A 16,786-nucleotide genomic window follows, 5' to 3' on the forward strand; every position below is an offset into this window, starting at 1 on the left:
ACTTGGCGGCTCAGGCGGGAGTACGCTACTCGCTTGAGAATCCCTTGGCCTATGTTGACAGTAATATTGTCGGCTTTATCCACATTTTGGAAGCCTGTCGCCACCATCAGGTGGACCATCTGGTCTATGCCAGTACCTCAAGCGTCTATGGCGCCAATAAAAAACTCCCCTTTTCTATTCACGATAATGTTGATCACCCCTTGAGCCTCTACGCAGCCACCAAGAAAGCCAACGAACTGATGGCGCATACCTACAGCTACCTTTATGGCCTTCCCACGACTGGGCTGCGCTTTTTTACCGTTTATGGCCCTTGGGGGCGTCCTGATATGGCATTGTTCAAGTTTACCAAAGCCATTTTGAATAATGAGCCTCTGCCCGTCTTCAACTATGGCAAGCACCGCCGCGACTTCACTTACATTGATGACATTGTGGAAGGGATTCTGCGCGTGCTTGATCGGCCTGCGGCGCCTAATCCACATTGGAACGGAGAGCGTCCTGACCCAGCAACCAGCTTAGCGCCTTGGCGTATTTATAATATTGGTGCCCACCGACCCATTGAACTCTTGCGCTACATTGAGCTTCTGGAAACCTATCTGGGCAAAAAAGCGCACTTAAATCTCCTACCCCTGCAGCCAGGGGATGTTCCTGATACCTATGCAGATGTCACCGCTTTGAAGGAAGAGACAGGATATGAGCCAACCACACCCGTGGAGGTGGGTGTGAAGCGATTTGTTGAATGGTATTGCGACTTTTATATGATTCGTGTGTAGAGGGTTACTATGGTTCTCAATCAGAATCACTACAGTGGTAGTGCAAAAGAAGAAATCCCAGAGGATTTTAAGACTTCTAACAAAGAAGGTAGTCTTTTTCAGCCAATTACTGCTGATAGAATTACCATTGCTGAGCTGTTCCTAGGAATTAAAAGACGGTGGAGAACTGCAACTCTTGTAGGACTAGCTGTAGGGGCTGCATTCATTGGCTACTACTACCGATCCCTCAGAAGCTACCAGCGAACGATTTCCGTGCAAGTAGAGGCGATTAAGCCTTTAGGGAGAAGACCTGGAACTACTAGAGAATTAATTAAGAACTTGCCTGAAGCATTACCTAGTTTACCTCTGCTTTCAGGGGAAACCACAGGTGATACCAGTACTCTCATACAAATTCTCAAGAGTGACTTAGTGCTTAGACCCCTCTATGACAAGCTTTTGGAAGCTGATCCTGAGCTAGACTCTAAGAGTTACACCTATGAATCTTTTCGGAGAAGTATCAAGATTGAGCCACAGGAATCTGGTCGTTTTCGTCTCGGTAATACCAGTTCCAAAATTATTCAAATTACATTCTCATTTAGTAACAAGGATAAACTAAAGTCTGCTCTCAATCTATTCGCAGAGAAAATCATAGAATTTAATGAAAAAGAAAAGCAGCAACAAATTTTTCAGAATTTACGATATGTTAACCAAGAGATTCAAAAAACACTTAGCCAAATTGATGATCTTGAAGATCAGTTGAACCGGTTTCGAGCTGCAAATCAAGTATTGAAACCGGATTCCATAATAGGCTCTGGCAGTGATATAGGTTTATACCAAAAGCAGTTAGACAGCTTGATTGCTAAAAGAAACGAAAATGTTGCCAATATAGAATCTGTACAGCAGACTTTTGATTCTATCAACTCACAGTTGCGAATGACCCCTGCTGAAGCACTTGTTGCTTCTAATTTCAGTACTTCAACTAACTACACTAACCTTTTGAGAAACCTAATAGATGTGGAAAAGAAGTTAACTGAAGAGATAAGTAAGTTGCAATCTGATGCACCTACTGTTCGCAGCCTTGAGGAAGAGAGGCGCTTGATACTCCGGCAAATTAAACAAGCAGCTCAGCAGATTGCTCAGAGAAATCAATTACCAATGCCAAAGGATTTGGTTCCCTATCGAAGCTCTGTTGAAGAAGGATTGATTGGTAAGTACATTGAAGCGAAAGTCGAGCTTGAATCCTTGAAGCGCTTGGATGCAGAGCTTTCTCGGCAGATTGATGCAACTCGTCAGGAACTAGTTCGGTTGACACGTCTATCAAACCCCTATCGCAAAATTGAGCAACGTATAGCAGCAGCACAGGAATCCCTTCGACTTCTGCTTCAGACGCGGCAATCACTACAACTGCAAATTGCACAGCAGGATTTTACATGGCGGGTACTCTCAGATATTAATGATATAGAGCAATATAAGGTAACGATACCACTCTTAATGGCATTAGCAATTGCTTTGATGTTGGGAACTGCTTCTGGAGTTATTTTAGCGTTGATCTTAGACTCGATAGATTCCCGCTTCTTGGAGGTTGAACAAGTTCGGCAAAACACTCGACTTTCAATTGTTGGACAGATTCCTTTAGCCAGGGAGTTCGATCAGTATTCGTTTACACGCCTAGAAACGCCCCTTACGCTTTGGGGACTCCAACACCAGCTGGCAGGGGCAACACCTGCATTTAAGGAAAGTTTTTATTTCCTTCTAGCTCATTTAGAACAACTCGGTCTTCAGCGCACGCTGGCCGTAACCTCTGCCCAGTCAGGGGAGGGACGGACAACAATCGCAGCTTATTTGGGACTGGCTGCAGCGACCTCTGGTAAGCGAGTTTTGCTCGTGGACGCAAATCTGCGTCAACCGGGGCTGCACCAAGTTTTCGGGATTGCAAACAGCGGCGGTCTCACTGAGCTATTGACAGGGGTGCTTCCCCTGCCCAACTGGTTTAGTTGTCTTGAAACTCACTCGGAAAAACTTTGGATCCTGACAGGGGGGCAGCCGCACCCAGAACCAACGAGTTTGCTGAGTTCTTCCCACTGGCAGAGTTTTTTGGCTTCTGTCCAACCTGCGTTTGACTTGGTTATTGTTGATACGGCACCTATGGTGCAGTATGCAGAAACGAATCGCCTTGTGGCCAGTGTGGATCAGGCACTGTTTGTGGTACGTTTGGGCAAAACAAAACGGGAGATGTTTGCCAAGGCGCTCAAGGAGTATGATTTGGGGCTGAAGAATAAGGCAATGGGTATCGTGGTTAACGGGGTACGGGCAGCTAAGCAGAGCCAGATGGAAGGTCTTCCAGTGTTATCTTCTTTTATCCCTCAGTCAGCAGCAATGAGTTAGGGCAAGTTACGGTACACGGCGCGATCGCCGGTAAAAGCAAGAGCCAATGAAGGAGACTGGTAGGAGGCCAGCAAAGATCCGCAGGACTATCAACAAATGAGCCAAGAAGGTGAGGCCAACCCAAAAAAGGGGAAACCAATGGGTTCGTGGATCGAGGGGGGGAAATGTGCGATAGGCCAGCCAAATTAAGGCAGGCGGCAGTGTAATCAGCAAAATGGCCAGAATAATCGCAGTGTAGGTCAGAGTAACAGGAGGACGATTGAGCGATCGCCAGTGGGTACCGGTCCACTGCCAGCGAAAGGGCATGGCACTATCTTCGAGCCGCGCCGTTTGATGGACAACATCTAGGCTGAAAATATGGCGACAAAAGTTACAGGCATAGGTATCCATCAGTACCATCGGTGCAATTTGTCCGTGGCGGCAAACGGGGCATAAATAGACCCCATTGGTTTCCAAGGGCTGAGCAGTGGACTCTGACATACCTAAGCTTGGGGATGGAGCGCCCGCTGTTCAAGACCTCGATAGAGGCGGTTAAGGGCATTCATATAGGCTTGGGCAGAGGCCACAATAATATCGGTGTTGGCAGCATGACCTGAATAAATGCGATCTTCGTGCTGTAGGCGAATCGTCACTTCACCCATAGCATCAATGCCGGCGGTAACCGATTGCACCGAGTATTCAATGAGGCGGTTGGGAATCTGTACCACCCGGTTAATAGCGCGGTAAACGGCATCCACAGGCCCTGTGCCAATGGCTGCGTCGGTTAATTCTTCGCCACTGGGGGTACGCACGGTTACTGTTGCCGTCGGGCGGGCATGATCCCCACAGGAAACTTGGACAAATTCCAGTTGATAGCCCCGCAGATCAATCCCTTGGGTCTCATCCTTGGCAATGGCCTCTAGATCGCGATCCGTGATTTCTTTTTTCTTGTCTGCCAGCTCCTTAAAGCGCAAAAAGGCCTTATTGAGTTCAGTTTCACTGAGGTCAAAGCCCAATTCCCGCAGGCGGGTGGCAAAGGCATTACGACCAGAGAGCTTGCCCAAGACAATTTGGTTATCAGCAAGACCAATGAGTTGGGCGTCCATGATTTCATAGGTTTGCTTGTGCTTGAGGACGCCATCTTGGTGAATCCCCGATTGATGGGCAAAGGCATTGGCACCAACGATCGCCTTATTGGGTTGAATGAGCATCCCCGTTAGGTTTGAGACTAAGCGAGAAGTTTTGTAAATTTCACGGGTGTTGATATTTGTCAGAGGTGCTTCGGATTCGGGTGGACGCCCCAGGAAGGGATTAAAGTACTGTCGCCGCACATAGAGCGCCATCACCAATTCCTCAAGAGCAGCATTCCCTGCCCGCTCACCAATGCCGTTAATCGTACACTCCAGTTGCCGCGCCCCATTTTTCACTGCTTCAAGGAAGTTGGCCACAGCTAAACCCAAGTCGTTGTGACCATGAACAGAGATGACGACGCGATCAATATTGGGCACATTTTCCTTAATCCCTTTGATCAGGGCACCGAATTCCGCAGGGGTGGTGTACCCCACCGTGTCGGGAATATTTACCGTGGTAGCGCCGGCATCAATCACCCGCTCCAGCACTTGGTAGAGAAACTCGGGATCGGTTCGCCCCGCATCCTCAGGGGAGAACTCCACATCATCCACAAAGGACTTGGCATAGGCCACCATTTCGGGGGCAATTTCCAAGACTTCGGCGCGGGTTTTCCGCAGCTTGTACTCTAGGTGGATATCGGAGGTGGCAATAAAGGTGTGAATGCGGGGATAATAGGCAGGCTTCAAGGCCTTGGCGGCGGCTTCAATATCTTGGCGGGTAGCGCGGGCAAGACCGCAGATCACGGGAGAGGTTTCACTGCTACCAACCGTTTCCGCAATCCGCTGTACGGCTTCAAAGTCACCGGGACTAGCAAAGGGGAAGCCCGCCTCAATAATATCCACCCCCAGTCGCGCCAGTTGACGGGCAATCGTGAGTTTTTCATCCACATTCAGGGAGGCACCCGGCGACTGTTCACCGTCCCGCAGTGTGGTATCAAAAATCAACACCCGATCAACGGTCTGGGGAGGATATTTAATACGCATAGACAAGCCCCATTTAAGCTTGAAAAATAGTAGCAATTATTTTAACTCTAACATCTTCACTGGGGAGCGATGCCTAGGGCACTTGCCAAATGCGTTGGTGATAACTGGGCAAATGATCCAAATCTACCGTTGATCCATGGTGATGAGGGTGATCCTCGTGATTATGGCTGTGGGAGTGGTGTTCATGATGAGGGTGGTGGTGATGAGTCTGGCCTGCCACCAAGCGGAATTTACAGGTCTCACAGTTCATGGCCACCTGCCCGGTATGGGTTTCAATTTCCCGCTGTCGTGTTAGGTAAAACAGTTGTGGATGCAAGCCAATTTCCGGTAAGTTCACGTATTCAACATGCGGATAGGCAGCTTGGGCTTCTGCCGTAAGGGTATAAATTTTTTTGACCAGCGCCCCGGTAAACAGGAAGTGGGGCAGGACAATCACCCGCCGCGGTTGATAGAGATTGGCGCGCACAAACCCCACTGGCAGGCGGGGATGGGTAATGCCGATAAAGCACACCTCAACCGTTTTGTAGCCACTGCCTTCCCAAAGCATGCGGGCGAGCTTAAAGACATCGCCATTGGCATCGGGATCACTGGAGCCGCGTCCCACAACGAGAAGAACTGTTTCTTCACGGCCAATGCCTTGGGGGTTAAACTCGGGGGAGTCGAGAAGTTCAAGGCGCGATCGCCAGAGCGTTAGAATTTCCGGGGCAATGCCATAGTGACGGCCATAGTGATAGCGCAACTCAGGAAAAGCACGCCGTGCCCGATCCAACTCATTCGTAACATCAAACTTATTATGGCGAGCGGCAAAGAGCAAAATCGGCAGCACTGATAAATCCGTATGACCTGTGGCAGCGCACTGACTGAGAACTTCAACAATGGAGGGTTCAGTTAACTCCAGAAAACAGGGAAAAACAGGCCGACAGGGATCGAGTTGATAATAGGCTTGGGCAAAGTCTAAAAATGCTTGGCGACCTTCAGGATCGCGGGTTCCATGACCAACCAGTAAAAGAGGTCGAGACTGAGGAAGGGGGGGTAAATCAAGACTAAAACCGAGGGGATTGAGAATTGAATCGTTGAGCGTAACAAGCACCTTAGAAACTCCATGCCCGTGCGACGCAGGCAAATAGAGTGAACCACAGCAAGTAGGCATTCTGGCTGAGGGAAACTTCCCATCACAGCTGCGGCACAGCACCAGACTTGCACTGGATTTTCCCTACAGGCTGCTCTTCACAGTGAACGTCGCCAATTGTAACGAGATTCTCAGACCCCTGTCTATGCCAGGGGTGGGCACCGTAGGATCGAGAACGCCGATGGTTTAGCTATAAATGGCTTGAGTAACGGCCCATGGGTCGAGACGATTTCAACACCGCCTTTGGGGGTAATACAGCCTTGGACGCTGGGCGATTGCTTGACATTCCCCGCTACAAAAGCTTCAACAATGCCGTCAAGGGTATTAAACCGTTGCCGATAGGAGACCCAAGTTTCATTGGGAGCTTGAAAAGCCATCTCCTCTGGGCTGTTTTCAATCCGCTGGAGATGATCGGGCGCGTGCAGGCTGCTGAAGGGTCGCAGTGGCCGTAGGTCGAGAACGGCATTACCTTCTCCAGAAAAGGCCTCATTCAGTTTTATAACTACTTGTTGAAGTTCAGGACATTTTTCTTGGAGGTGGGCGATCGCTCGCACCAATTCCGGTACACTCTGCAGGAAGCCACTGCCAATGGGGTGCAGAATCCCTGCCGCTGCAAACATGTCACATAGATCATGCGAGTACGTGGATTCCGCAACTGGATCAGCGTATAAAGTGAGTGGGTGTAGCCTGAAATCTTGGCCAAGTCCGGTTGGGGAGCACCACCACAATATCGCGCTCAATGCCGGCGGGGCCTTTGGGCAACTCACCGTTCCGTCCCAACACTCCAGAAGGCTCATCTGCAGTTGGCGGAACTCCTCGGCAATTGACACCCATTAATTCCTAACCTATTCCTGCCAGTGTAGAGAGTTCACCACAGTACCCCTCGGATCGTTAGACTTGTCCTTGCAAACTTTCTTTACTGAGCCATCAAATCTTCTTGGTCAACGTAGCGTGCCCCAGCAAAGACCTCACGGGTGGTGCGGCTATACCAATTCCGAAAGGAAGGTCGCTTGAGCAGGGGGCGTGTCCAGTGACTACCGCCCTTGAGGACAAAGTGCTCGCCATCAAAGTAGGGTGCAGAATAGCCACGGTAAGGATAGCTCTGGAACCCCGGATAGGGGGCAAAAGGACTTTGCGTCCACTCCCAAACATAACCCTTATTCAGGAGTCCTTGCTGAGCAGCAATTTCCCATTCTCGTTCACTGGGTAGGCGTTTGCCTCGGAAATGGCCATAGGCTTCTGCTTCGTAGAAACTGAGTCCCCACATAGGCAGGTCTAAGTTCTCAGGGATGGGGTAGAACGGTGAGGTAATTTCCTCTGCTTTGCGCCATTCCCAACCCCTGCTTGACCACCATTCCCGTCGCTGATAACCACCCGCTTCAACAAAGGCGAGAAATTCCCGCCACGTCACCGGTGCTGCATCAATCGTAAAAGGCAGCAGTTCAATACTCTGGATCGGCTGCTCGTTATCAAGGGCTAAGGGGTCTTCACCGCCAACGACATAACTCCCAGCAGGAATCTGTTGAGGTTTCTGTGGGCACGATGGGCTAGGGGGTAAGGTGGTAAAGATCCCCTGCATTGCCAGCACCATTTGCATCGTTTCAGTGTGTTGAGCTTCATGCTGTAAAATCCACCACCAGAGACGAAGTTCCCGTTGCCACTGCTCAGCGGTGAGAGTGTACAGGCGATCGCCCGTGCGTTGGCGAATCTCTGCGAGGTAATTGAGTAATTCATTGTACGGTGGTAAGTATTGTCGTTCCACCTTGGGGCGACCATCAGCGGCATACCAATAGCGATCGCGCTCACAGATGGCCGAACGCTCAGGCAATAGCCAAAAGGCTTCCGTGTAGCCAATGTGCCCTAGATGCCACCCCACAGGACTATAGAGAGGATGGGGCTGAGCACAGAGGACAGCCTCGCTCAGCGGAGCAACTAGCTGAAGGGTAAATTCCCGCTGCTCCTGAAAAGCTTGCCAAAAGACCTCCCGATCACAAGGGTCAAAAGGCACGGTGGTTTCAGAAGGCGTAAATTTCTGGTTCACTGTGCAAACTCGTTAACAGCAGTTGATTTTCGCCTAAAGGATACCACTCCGTTTGAGCATCTATGGGTTCTGAGGTGAGCTGAATCGTTTCGGCATCTTGACTCCAGTAGAGGGTAGGGGGTGGCGTGCCCCAGGCGCAGCGGGTGGCCAAAATATCCTTGCCATCGGTGAGAATCATGGCGGCACTGACACTGATACAAGCAGCCTGCGCCAGGGAAAAAACCGTTTGCAGCGTCTGGCGCAAAACCAGAAGGGGGGACAGGTGGGGATTTAAGCTCAATTCATTGCAAAAGAGGGCAAAGAGGTGCTCAGAATCGGTGGAGCCTTCCACAAGGTTGTAGCAAACATCCGACAGGCGATCGCGCATAGGGCGGTAGAGGGTTTGGCGAAAATTCTCGATAAAGCCATTATGCACCCCCAGCCAGCGTCCCCAGCGAAAGGGCTGTGTATTTGTCATCTGCACCGGTTGCCCACGGGTAGCGCTGCGGACATTGGCCAGAAAACAGCTTGATTCAATATAGCGGCTTAAATACTCGGTAAAATTGACATCATGCCACATGGGTAGTGCTTGCCGATAGAGAAAGGGGGGCACCTCTTGGCTGCTGGCATACCAGCCAACCCCAAAACCATCGGCATTCAAGAGTCCTGCCGTCATTTCACGGGGTTGGTAACTTTGCACCAACAGGGAATGGGGAGCCTCCACCAGAGCATAGGCAAGAGACGTTTTGCGCCCCATATAGGCATAGAGACGACACATAGATTAACATGTAAAGTTGGTAAGAATAGCCTACCGTTGATTCTAACTTTCAGCAAAGGATTTTGCTGGGGGCTATATCCAGTTTGAGGGCTGGCAGGAAAGCTGGCTAAGGTGTAGAGAAAAAAGGTTATTTGCATCAATGAACCCGACGGATTCCCTAGAGGATGATTTTCCCGACGTAGAAGCCATCGTGCCTCCTGAGCAGTCCCAAGCCGTGGGGCGATCGCAAATCCAACGCACCTTAGTCATTACCGAAACAGCCTTCCTTGCCAGTACCGCTGCTCTGCTATGGGTGATTAACTTTTATTTGCCCCTGGGGCCAGTCTTACGCCTGTTTTTTCCCATTCCCATTGCCTTGGTTTATTTACGCTGGAACCGCCGCGCAGCTTGGATGGCCGCCATTGTCAGTGCACTGCTCCTTTCTGTTTTGATGGGGCCACCCCGTAGTTTGCAATTTCTATTGCCCCACGGCATAATGGGAGTCATTTTTGGCGGCTGTTGGGCAAAAAAAGAGGGCTGGGGACGTTCCATCCTCGGTGGTGCAGTGATTGGCACCGCAGGATTTTTCTTTCAAATCAGTCTTGTGTCCATTCTGCTGGGGGAAAACCTCTGGATTTACTTCAATCAGCAGGTCACGAATTTCATTGATTGGGTGCTGGTCAATCTGAATTTGCTGCTGGAACCAACGGTGACCGCTGTCCAATTGGTAGCACTGCTGCTGGTCTTTTTTCAGTCCACAGTTTATGCCTTAGTGGTTCATATCTTGGCATGGACACTCCTAGAGCGGCTGGGTAATCCGATTCCCGATCCACCCCCTTGGCTGCGCACGATCCTTGAAGACCCCCGCTAGAGCCTTTCGAGAGAGCGGCGCTGATATAGGACTTGGGGAGTGGCACTGCCTGTACAAAACAGCACGGTTTTCAACTCCTCAAGAATCAAGTCAATGCATCGGGCGAGTGCTTCTTCTGATTCGTGGGCTGCTTGCAAAAAGGGTCGCGCTAACCCTGCAAGCCCTGCCCCAAGGGCGATCGCCTTCGCCACGTCAATGCCATTTTTTAGTCCGCCGGAGGCAATCAAGGGGATATTTGGCAGGGCGGTATGAATTTGCTCAAGGCACTGGGTGGTAGGAATGCCCCATTCGGCAAAGGCGGCTCCGAGGGATTGCTGCCGCGCATCTTGGGCACGCGCCGCTTCCACTTTTGCCCAGGAGGTTCCCCCCGCCCCCGCCACATCAATGGCCGCCACCCCCACCTCCACGAGTTGCTTGGCCACCTCTGCACTGATACCATTGCCCACTTCCTTGACAATCACAGGCACGGGGAGAGCACGACACAGAACGCCAATTTTGGTCAAGAGTCCCTTGAAGTTGCGATCGCCCCCTGTTTGGACGGCCTCTTGCAGGGGATTGAGGTGCAAAATCAGGGCATTGGCCTCAAGGAGATCAACAATTTTTTGGCACTCCCCAATGCCACAGCCATAGTTCAACTGCACCGCACCCAGGTTGGCCAACAGGGGGATCGTGGGTGCCTCCTTGCGAATGGCAAACGTTGTCATCACCTCTGGATGCTCCAGCAAGACCCGTTGGGAACCCACGCCCATGGCGATTCCTTTTTCTTGGGCTACCCGTGCTAAACGGCGATTGATTTCTCCCGCTTGGGGCGTCCCGCCGGTCATGGAGGAAATCAGCAGGGGGGCTGCCAGCCGCCAGCCGAGAAACTCCACCCCTAGATCAATCTCGGCAAAGTCCAGTTCGGGTAGGGCGCAATGCCGAAAGCGATACTTTTCAAAACCCGCCGTGATTTCCCTGTAGTCCACCTCACCCCGAATACAAAGCTCAAGGTGCTCGGCCTTGCGCTGCTCAATGGGACTGCTCACCGCTCAGATTCCTCAGTGGAAATGCACCAACATTATAGGGGTAAACCCCATTGATCCCCTGCCGCAAAAGGCCAGAGCCTACGCCTAACGGCGAAAGGGAGAGTTCAGCAAAGCGGTGGTCAACAATTTCAAGCCATTGGCTGCAGCATCGCGGTAGCGGGAATGGCCGCAGAGGATTTGCCACATGCGCTGGCGAGTACTGGGGCGCTTAACGGCCACCTGATAGGCAAGCTCTGGCCAGCGGTAAAAGAGGTTCCCCAACCGCCTCGCCCAAGCCATATCAATTCCCCATTCCTGATGCACTTGACGTGAGTAGTTGGCCAGGGCAGTGGGATCTCCCCCCAGGGCGCGGTCAATAGCCTGAGCCGCCAGCATCCCTGTAAGCAGAGAAGGGCGAATTCCCTCGCCGGTAAAGGGATCGACAATAGCGGCTGCTTCGCCCGCTAAGAGGGCATTTTGGCTGTGGAGAGGGTGATACCCTTGCCAGCAGAGGAGAGGGTGGCCGTAATGCTTTACAGATTGCAAATCCACGCCAAAATGGTGTGCATATTGGGCGCAAATGCCCCTGAAGTCTTGGGGCTTGCCACCGATAAAGGCCCCTGCACCGATGGAATAGCCGTCGGCTTTGGGAAAATTCCAGGCGTAGCCGTTCTGCACACTGCCAAAATCAAAGTGAGCCGCCCGCAGATTGTGAGAACCTAGGCGGACTTCCACCTCTAGGGCGCCGCCCCAGCGCGGTCGTTTGCGGGCTAATCCTAGCCATTTGGCCGTTGACCCCTTTGCGCCATCACAGCCAATGAGGTACAAAGCGCTGAAATCCCCGCTGGTTGTGTGCACTTGCCAGCGATCGCCCGCCCATGTAATGCCGGTTACCGCTGTCTGGGACTGTACTTGGGCACCCTGCTGCTGTGCCTGTTGCACCAAAAAATAATCAAACACGTCTCGCCGCACCATCCAAACTGCTTGGTCTGGAGGCAGTTCCAGCACTTGCGCGTCCCCCCCCTGCCACGTACAGACCATTTGCACTACTTTTAGGGAGATGGCGGGACTAAAGTCAAAATCAAACCAAGACTGCACTTGGGGTGACACACCACCCCCACAGGGCTTATAGCGGGGCAGAGCCTCCTTTTCCAGAACCAACACTCGACGGTCTCGCTTGGCCAGGTGATAGGCAGCCGCACCGCCCGCAGGGCCTGAACCAATAACAATACAGTCGTACAGCACAGGGCTACTCCTCAGTTCCTTTACACAGATGCCCAAAAAATAACAGAAATCACCTACCAAAATCCGTCGCAGTGCTCCGCCCATAGCCGAAGGCTTGGGGGGTGGTGAAGCGGCGGGCGACTGAAGGAAGCAAGCGCCGGTACTTTGTGCAGGCGACTAAGTGAAAGTGAATACTGTAAGAGCAGTGATAGAGGGTATTTAGGGCAGTGACATTAGAAGCGACTAAAGGTTATAATATTCGAGAAGCGCTGTCGGGCGGACAGTGCTGAAAATGCCCCTGGAGAGGTTCTGGCGGGGGTGTCGTTTGGGGCACCTCTCCTAAGCGTCGAGGGAACCCTAGCCAAGACTCTGTGAACGGGGAATCTCCTGCTATACGCGTTGGCGTGAGCCTGCCGTTAGGCATAGCGTTAGCGGGATGAGCGTCAAGAGAAGCTGATCTGACTGGATTCGTAGTCAGGGGGTTCGACATGGATGACAATGCGGGCCGGTCCATAGCGGTCTTCTAGGAGTATCTCAATCTGCTCGGTAATGGCATGGGCAGTGGGAATATCTTCGGCTTCGACGATTAAGTGCATCTCAATAAACACTTGGCGTCCCACCATTCCCCGCGAGCTAATGTCATGGCAATTCACCACACCGGGCACGGTCATCACTAGCTCATGAATGGCCTCAGGGGCGATCGCCACCTCATCCACCAGCCAAGGAATGTTGCTCTTGAGGACTTCCCAAGTACTCCAAAACACAAGGGCAGCCACCGGAAAGGCCAGCACTACATCCAACCAATCCCAGTTGAACGTCCAAACGCCAATTAACCCCAACAGAACGATAATAGTTGTCCAGACATCGCTCAGTGTGTGTTTGGCGTCGGCAATGAGGATAGAATTATTCAGCTTGCGCCCCATGTGGTGCTCATAAAGGGTCAGGCCAATATTCATGCCAAGGACGAGAATCACAATCCACAGCTCTACCCCTGTGAGTGTTACAGCACTGCTTTGATGCAGCAGGCGTTCAACAGCACTGCGTAAAATTTCAAAGCAAACCATGCCCAAGAAGGCAGCAATTCCCAGGGCACCAAGGGCTTCAAACTTTTGGTGACCATAGGGATGATCGCGATCGGGATGGGGGCTGGCCCACTGCATGGCCACTAAGCCCAAGATGCTACTTCCTGCATCGGTGAGACTATGCAGAGCATCGGCCTGTAAACTGAGGGAGTGACTGAGAATGCCGACAGTGGCTTTAATAACCGTTAGGGTGAAATTGACCCCTAATGCCAAGAACAATACCCGCTGAGCTTGTCGGCGGTGGTCGGCCACGGTGATCACCAAACTCAAGGCTTAGTCGGCTGGGCAGGTCGCGCTGATTGGGTATTGCGTCGCTCCGCTAGAATGCGTTCATTGAGTACAGCCAGTGCCCGTGTAAATTGGGGATCGCGATCGCTGGCAATGTCATCGCGAGTCAGTTGCTCCCGCTGCTGCTCAGTTAGTTTAACTTCAATGTCGGGTTCAATGCCCTTCTTGTTAATATCGCGGCCACTGGGGGTAAAGTACTTGGCAACTGTCACCGCAATCCCTGCCCCTTCACCCACCGGCTGGACAGACTGCACCAAGCCTTTCCCAAAGGTGCGCGTTCCCACCAACACGGCACGGCCATTGTCCTGTAGGGCACCCGCTAGGATTTCACTGGCACTGGCAGAGCCTCCATCTATAAGTACCACCAGAGGTTTATTCGTTAAGAAGCCGCGACCCGCGCGCAAGCGCTCTGCTTCCCCTTGGCGGTTGACCGTAGAGACAATATCACCCTGCGGGAGGAACATGCGGGCAATTTCCGCGCTGGCAAACAGTAGCCCCCCCGGATTGGAGCGCAAGTCCAGAATATAGCCCTCCACCCCCTGCTTCTCTAGATCGCGAATGGCTGCCCGCATCTCCGCTGCGGCATTGGAGCTAAATGTAACTAGACGGATATAGCCCACACGCCCTTGGGGAGTTTGCCGGAGGCTGTAGCGGACGGGATGGATCTCGATACGGGCACGGGTAATCTCATAGTTCAAGACCTGGTTTCCCCGCTGGATTGTCAGGCGCACTTTTGTATTCACAGGGCCACGGATCATGCTGACTGCTTGGTTGAGATCCATGCCCTTGGTGGATTTACCGTCAATTTTCAGGATTACATCCTTGGCCATTAAGCCGGCCTGAGCCGCCGGACTTCCTTCAATGGGGGAAACCACGGTGATTTGCTTTGTTTTTTCATCTTGGGTAATGGTAATGCCTACCCCTGTGAGTTCACCGGAGGTTTCAATTTGCATGGAGCGAAACTGCTCCGGGTCCATAAAGCGGGTGTAGGGATCGTTGAGCTTCTCCAGCATTTCCCGTGCCGCTTTGTAGGCTTCCTCTGGTTTGGTGTAGGTACGGGAGAGAAACTCCCGCCGCACAGCACGCCAGTCATTGCCGTTGAAGGTGGCATCCACGTATTCACGGTCAATGACTTGCCACACTTCATCCACCAGTTCCTTGGGACTTTGGCGAAAACCTGCCAGGCTACGCGACCAGTGAAGACCCGCACCGGTAACAGCAACCAAGGCTGTCATAACCACTGTTGTGCTGACAACAAGTGTGCGGTGTGTGATTCCCATATGATTCGTCCTGAATTTTCGATCCTTTAGCCTACGCCCAATCTAGCACAAAGACTCGCCTTGGCTATGGGCGATCGCCGGCTAACTTTTCGACGCGCAGCGCAGACAAAAAGTGCCTAGATGCCTAGTTGTTGCCGAATGCAGTGGTTCACACTCTCATCCACCACTCGCTGCGCCTCCTGCTGGCGAGGAGACTGGGGTTGGCTGCCATTGGCAGCAAGGGTTTGAAAGTCGGCGTAGCTCACCCGCTGTTGGATATTGTTAATGGAGCACTGGCAAATGTTATTCATGAGTGCACGGGGGACAAAAGGCGCCGATCGCCGACCCCGCTCAATGCACATATCCATAAAAGTATTGACGGCCACTTGGGGGTAAGGTTGGGGAACTGCGTTTGCAGACCCTGGGAAGCTTGTTGCTAGACTGCCGGCAACTAACATTAAAGAGAGTAATTTCATAGGGAATAAATGCTGATGCTAAAACATCGGTGTCATACCCTAGGACGCACCGGTTTATGCAAAAAGTTTCAATTAGTGAAGGCACGATCGTAGGCGGCATGGGAACCCACTAACATTGAGCCAATGCCTGAATCGGTAAAAATTTCCAGCAAGAGGGCGTGGGGTACCCGACCGTCAATAATGTGAGCAGCTTTCACACCTTGAGCCAGCGATCGCACGCAACAGGTCACTTTGGGAATCATTCCCCCCGACACCACCCCCTCCTTGATCAATTGCCGCGCTTCGGCAATGTCAAGGCGATAAATGAGCGTACTGGGGTCGCGATAATCCCGTAAAATTCCTGCTGTGTCCGTCAGTAAAATCAGCTTTTCAGCCCCTAAGGCCGCGGCAATCTCGCCGGCAACCGTATCAGCATTGATGTTGTAGGCTTGCCCTGTCTCATCGGCTGCCACACTGGAAATCACGGGGATATATCCTTTCTCCACCAGCGCTGTAATCACACGGGTATCCACTCCTTGCACTTCGCCCACAAAGCCAATACCATCTTCCCCTTGGGCACGGGCACGAATCAGGTTGCCGTCTTTGCCACACAGACCCACCGCATTGCCGCCCGCTTGGTTGATGAGGGTCACAATTTCTTTGTTCACCCGACCCACCAAGACCATCTCCACCACATCCATAGTCGCGGCATCGGTTACCCGCAGCCCATTTTTGAATTGGGGTTCAATGTTGAGCTTGCTCAGCCAAGTATTGATCTCTGGGCCACCGCCATGAACCACCACCGGACGGATGCCCACATAGGAGAGAAAGACAATATCGCGAATGACGGAATCCTTGAGGTGCTCTTCCTTCATGGCGGCGCCGCCGTATTTGACGACAAAGGTGCGCCCGGCAAAGGCTTGGAGATAGGGCAGGGCTTCACTGAGAACACGAACGCGATCGCTATCGCTGAGCATAGAATTGTCTCTCGTCAATCTAAAAACCTAAACAGGGGTCAATGGGGGGCTTGGCAGAGGGGGGATCCTTCTCCGCAGCGATCGCCAAACGGGCGGCCAAGACTGCCGCATAATCGCGGATCAGTGACCAAATCAGCGGCGCAAGCCATCCCCGCAACATCACTGAGCAGGAAATCTGACTCCCGCAGACCGTAGATTCCAAACGATAGGTCACCCGTTCCTCTACCCCCGGCAAGACCAAAATGCGAATACTCAACAGCTTCCGCGGGGAGACACGCTCAACAAAAATCTGAATCGGCCAAGGAATCCACCGGGTCATGGCTTGAAAAATAAACCCCGGCTTGGGTACCAGTCCATAGGGCACATTCGTGCGCAAAATCAAGGGATGCCACGACACATCGGCCAAATTCACTACTTTGCGCCAGATCAAATCCACCGATGCAGAGCTAAGGGCTTGGTGGGTGACTGCCAACGGCCAACTGTAGGTCATTTG

The 16,786-nt window shown here is 52.2% G+C and carries 16 protein-coding genes and 1 riboswitch; of the genes, 3 read left to right on the forward strand and 13 right to left on the reverse strand.

Annotation, left to right across the window (positions count from 1 at the left end; all coding sequences use genetic code 11):
• Positions 1–770: NAD-dependent epimerase/dehydratase family protein (locus Q0711_RS09245; protein ID WP_299042352.1), on the forward strand; the 770-nt coding region annotated here is incomplete at its 5' end.
• Positions 771–779: 9 nt separating this feature from the next.
• On the forward strand, positions 780–3,134 hold the full coding sequence (locus tag Q0711_RS09250; protein ID WP_299042354.1) for a polysaccharide biosynthesis tyrosine autokinase: 2,355 nt from the start codon (positions 780–782) through the stop codon (positions 3,132–3,134).
• A gap of 6 nt (positions 3,135–3,140) precedes the next feature.
• Here the strand turns inward: Q0711_RS09250 and Q0711_RS09255 are convergent, their stop codons facing one another.
• The 6 genes from Q0711_RS09255 to egtC form a co-directional block, all read right to left on the reverse strand.
• Positions 3,141–3,614 carry a hypothetical protein gene (locus tag Q0711_RS09255; protein ID WP_299042359.1) on the reverse strand — a complete coding sequence of 158 codons (474 nt, stop codon included), beginning with the start codon at positions 3,612–3,614 and terminating at the stop codon, positions 3,141–3,143.
• A gap of 2 nt (positions 3,615–3,616) precedes the next feature.
• Positions 3,617–5,227, reverse strand: coding sequence for a 2-isopropylmalate synthase (locus Q0711_RS09260; RefSeq protein WP_299042361.1), 1,611 nt, complete (start codon positions 5,225–5,227; stop codon positions 3,617–3,619).
• Positions 5,228–5,300: 73 nt separating this feature from the next.
• Complete coding sequence (locus Q0711_RS09265) at positions 5,301–6,317, reverse strand: sirohydrochlorin chelatase (protein WP_298618046.1); 1,017 nt, start codon at positions 6,315–6,317, stop codon at positions 5,301–5,303.
• Between the two features lie 33 nt (positions 6,318–6,350).
• Positions 6,351–6,492: riboswitch (cobalamin riboswitch) on the reverse strand.
• Between the two features lie 7 nt (positions 6,493–6,499).
• Entirely contained in the window at positions 6,500–6,976 is a 477-nt protein-coding gene (locus Q0711_RS09270) for a hypothetical protein (protein WP_298618048.1), read from the reverse strand.
• 296 nt (positions 6,977–7,272) lie between these two features.
• On the reverse strand, positions 7,273–8,397 hold the full coding sequence (locus Q0711_RS09275; protein WP_298618050.1) for an SUMF1/EgtB/PvdO family nonheme iron enzyme: 1,125 nt from the start codon (positions 8,395–8,397) through the stop codon (positions 7,273–7,275).
• Positions 8,372–9,154, reverse strand: a complete 783-nt coding sequence (gene egtC, locus Q0711_RS09280; RefSeq protein ID WP_298618052.1) for an ergothioneine biosynthesis protein EgtC — start codon at positions 9,152–9,154, stop codon at positions 8,372–8,374. Before egtC ends, Q0711_RS09275 begins: the two co-directional genes overlap by 26 nt.
• A gap of 139 nt (positions 9,155–9,293) precedes the next feature.
• Between egtC and Q0711_RS09285 the strand changes: the two genes are divergently transcribed.
• Positions 9,294–10,004 (forward strand): DUF2232 domain-containing protein, encoded by a 711-nt coding sequence (locus Q0711_RS09285; RefSeq protein ID WP_298618054.1) that lies wholly within the window; start codon positions 9,294–9,296, stop codon positions 10,002–10,004.
• Here Q0711_RS09285 and fni read toward each other — a convergent pair.
• From fni to Q0711_RS09320, 7 genes are all read right to left on the reverse strand, one after another.
• A complete protein-coding gene (gene fni / locus Q0711_RS09290; protein ID WP_298618056.1) occupies positions 10,001–11,029 on the reverse strand; it encodes a type 2 isopentenyl-diphosphate Delta-isomerase in 1,029 nt (342 codons plus the stop codon). The two genes, Q0711_RS09285 and fni, sit on opposite strands and share 4 nt — an antisense overlap.
• A gap of 84 nt (positions 11,030–11,113) precedes the next feature.
• Positions 11,114–12,250, reverse strand: coding sequence for a geranylgeranyl reductase family protein (locus Q0711_RS09295; RefSeq protein WP_298618066.1), 1,137 nt, complete (start codon positions 12,248–12,250; stop codon positions 11,114–11,116).
• Between the two features lie 425 nt (positions 12,251–12,675).
• Entirely contained in the window at positions 12,676–13,584 is a 909-nt protein-coding gene (locus Q0711_RS09300; RefSeq protein ID WP_366142442.1) for a cation diffusion facilitator family transporter, read from the reverse strand.
• Positions 13,581–14,882, reverse strand: a complete 1,302-nt coding sequence (ctpC, locus tag Q0711_RS09305) for a carboxyl-terminal processing protease CtpC (RefSeq protein WP_298615612.1) — start codon at positions 14,880–14,882, stop codon at positions 13,581–13,583. Before ctpC ends, Q0711_RS09300 begins: the two co-directional genes overlap by 4 nt.
• A 116-nt stretch (positions 14,883–14,998) precedes the next feature.
• Positions 14,999–15,337 (reverse strand): hypothetical protein, encoded by a 339-nt coding sequence (locus Q0711_RS09310; protein WP_298615614.1) that lies wholly within the window; start codon positions 15,335–15,337, stop codon positions 14,999–15,001.
• Positions 15,338–15,405: 68 nt separating this feature from the next.
• The gene (gene argB / locus Q0711_RS09315; RefSeq protein WP_298615616.1) at positions 15,406–16,293 is read right to left on the reverse strand and encodes an acetylglutamate kinase; all 888 of its coding nucleotides are present in this window, start codon (positions 16,291–16,293) and stop codon (positions 15,406–15,408) included.
• Between the two features lie 19 nt (positions 16,294–16,312).
• On the reverse strand, positions 16,313–16,783 hold the full coding sequence (locus Q0711_RS09320) for an SRPBCC family protein (RefSeq protein ID WP_298617934.1): 471 nt from the start codon (positions 16,781–16,783) through the stop codon (positions 16,313–16,315).
• Positions 16,784–16,786 lie beyond the last annotated feature (3 nt).

The organism is uncultured Thermosynechococcus sp., assembly GCF_937958135.1.
Classification (GTDB): Bacteria; Cyanobacteriota; Cyanobacteriia; order Thermosynechococcales; family Thermosynechococcaceae; genus Thermosynechococcus.

Excerpts from the sequence above, each read along its gene's own strand:
- Q0711_RS09250 (WP_299042354.1), top strand. The coding sequence starts at position 780 with ATGGTTCTCAATCAGAATCACTACAGTGGTAGTGCAAAAGAAGAAATC.
- Q0711_RS09255 (WP_299042359.1), bottom strand. The coding sequence starts at position 3,614 with ATGTCAGAGTCCACTGCTCAGCCCTTGGAAACCAATGGGGTCTATTTA.
- Q0711_RS09260 (WP_299042361.1), bottom strand. The coding sequence starts at position 5,227 with ATGCGTATTAAATATCCTCCCCAGACCGTTGATCGGGTGTTGATTTTT.
- Q0711_RS09270 (WP_298618048.1), bottom strand. The coding sequence starts at position 6,976 with ATGTTTGCAGCGGCAGGGATTCTGCACCCCATTGGCAGTGGCTTCCTG.
- egtC (WP_298618052.1), bottom strand. The coding sequence starts at position 9,154 with ATGTGTCGTCTCTATGCCTATATGGGGCGCAAAACGTCTCTTGCCTAT.
- Q0711_RS09285 (WP_298618054.1), top strand. The coding sequence starts at position 9,294 with ATGAACCCGACGGATTCCCTAGAGGATGATTTTCCCGACGTAGAAGCC.
- ctpC (WP_298615612.1), bottom strand. The coding sequence starts at position 14,882 with ATGGGAATCACACACCGCACACTTGTTGTCAGCACAACAGTGGTTATG.
- Q0711_RS09310 (WP_298615614.1), bottom strand. The coding sequence starts at position 15,337 with ATGAAATTACTCTCTTTAATGTTAGTTGCCGGCAGTCTAGCAACAAGC.
- argB (WP_298615616.1), bottom strand. The coding sequence starts at position 16,293 with ATGCTCAGCGATAGCGATCGCGTTCGTGTTCTCAGTGAAGCCCTGCCC.
- Q0711_RS09320 (WP_298617934.1), bottom strand. The coding sequence starts at position 16,783 with ATGACCTACAGTTGGCCGTTGGCAGTCACCCACCAAGCCCTTAGCTCT.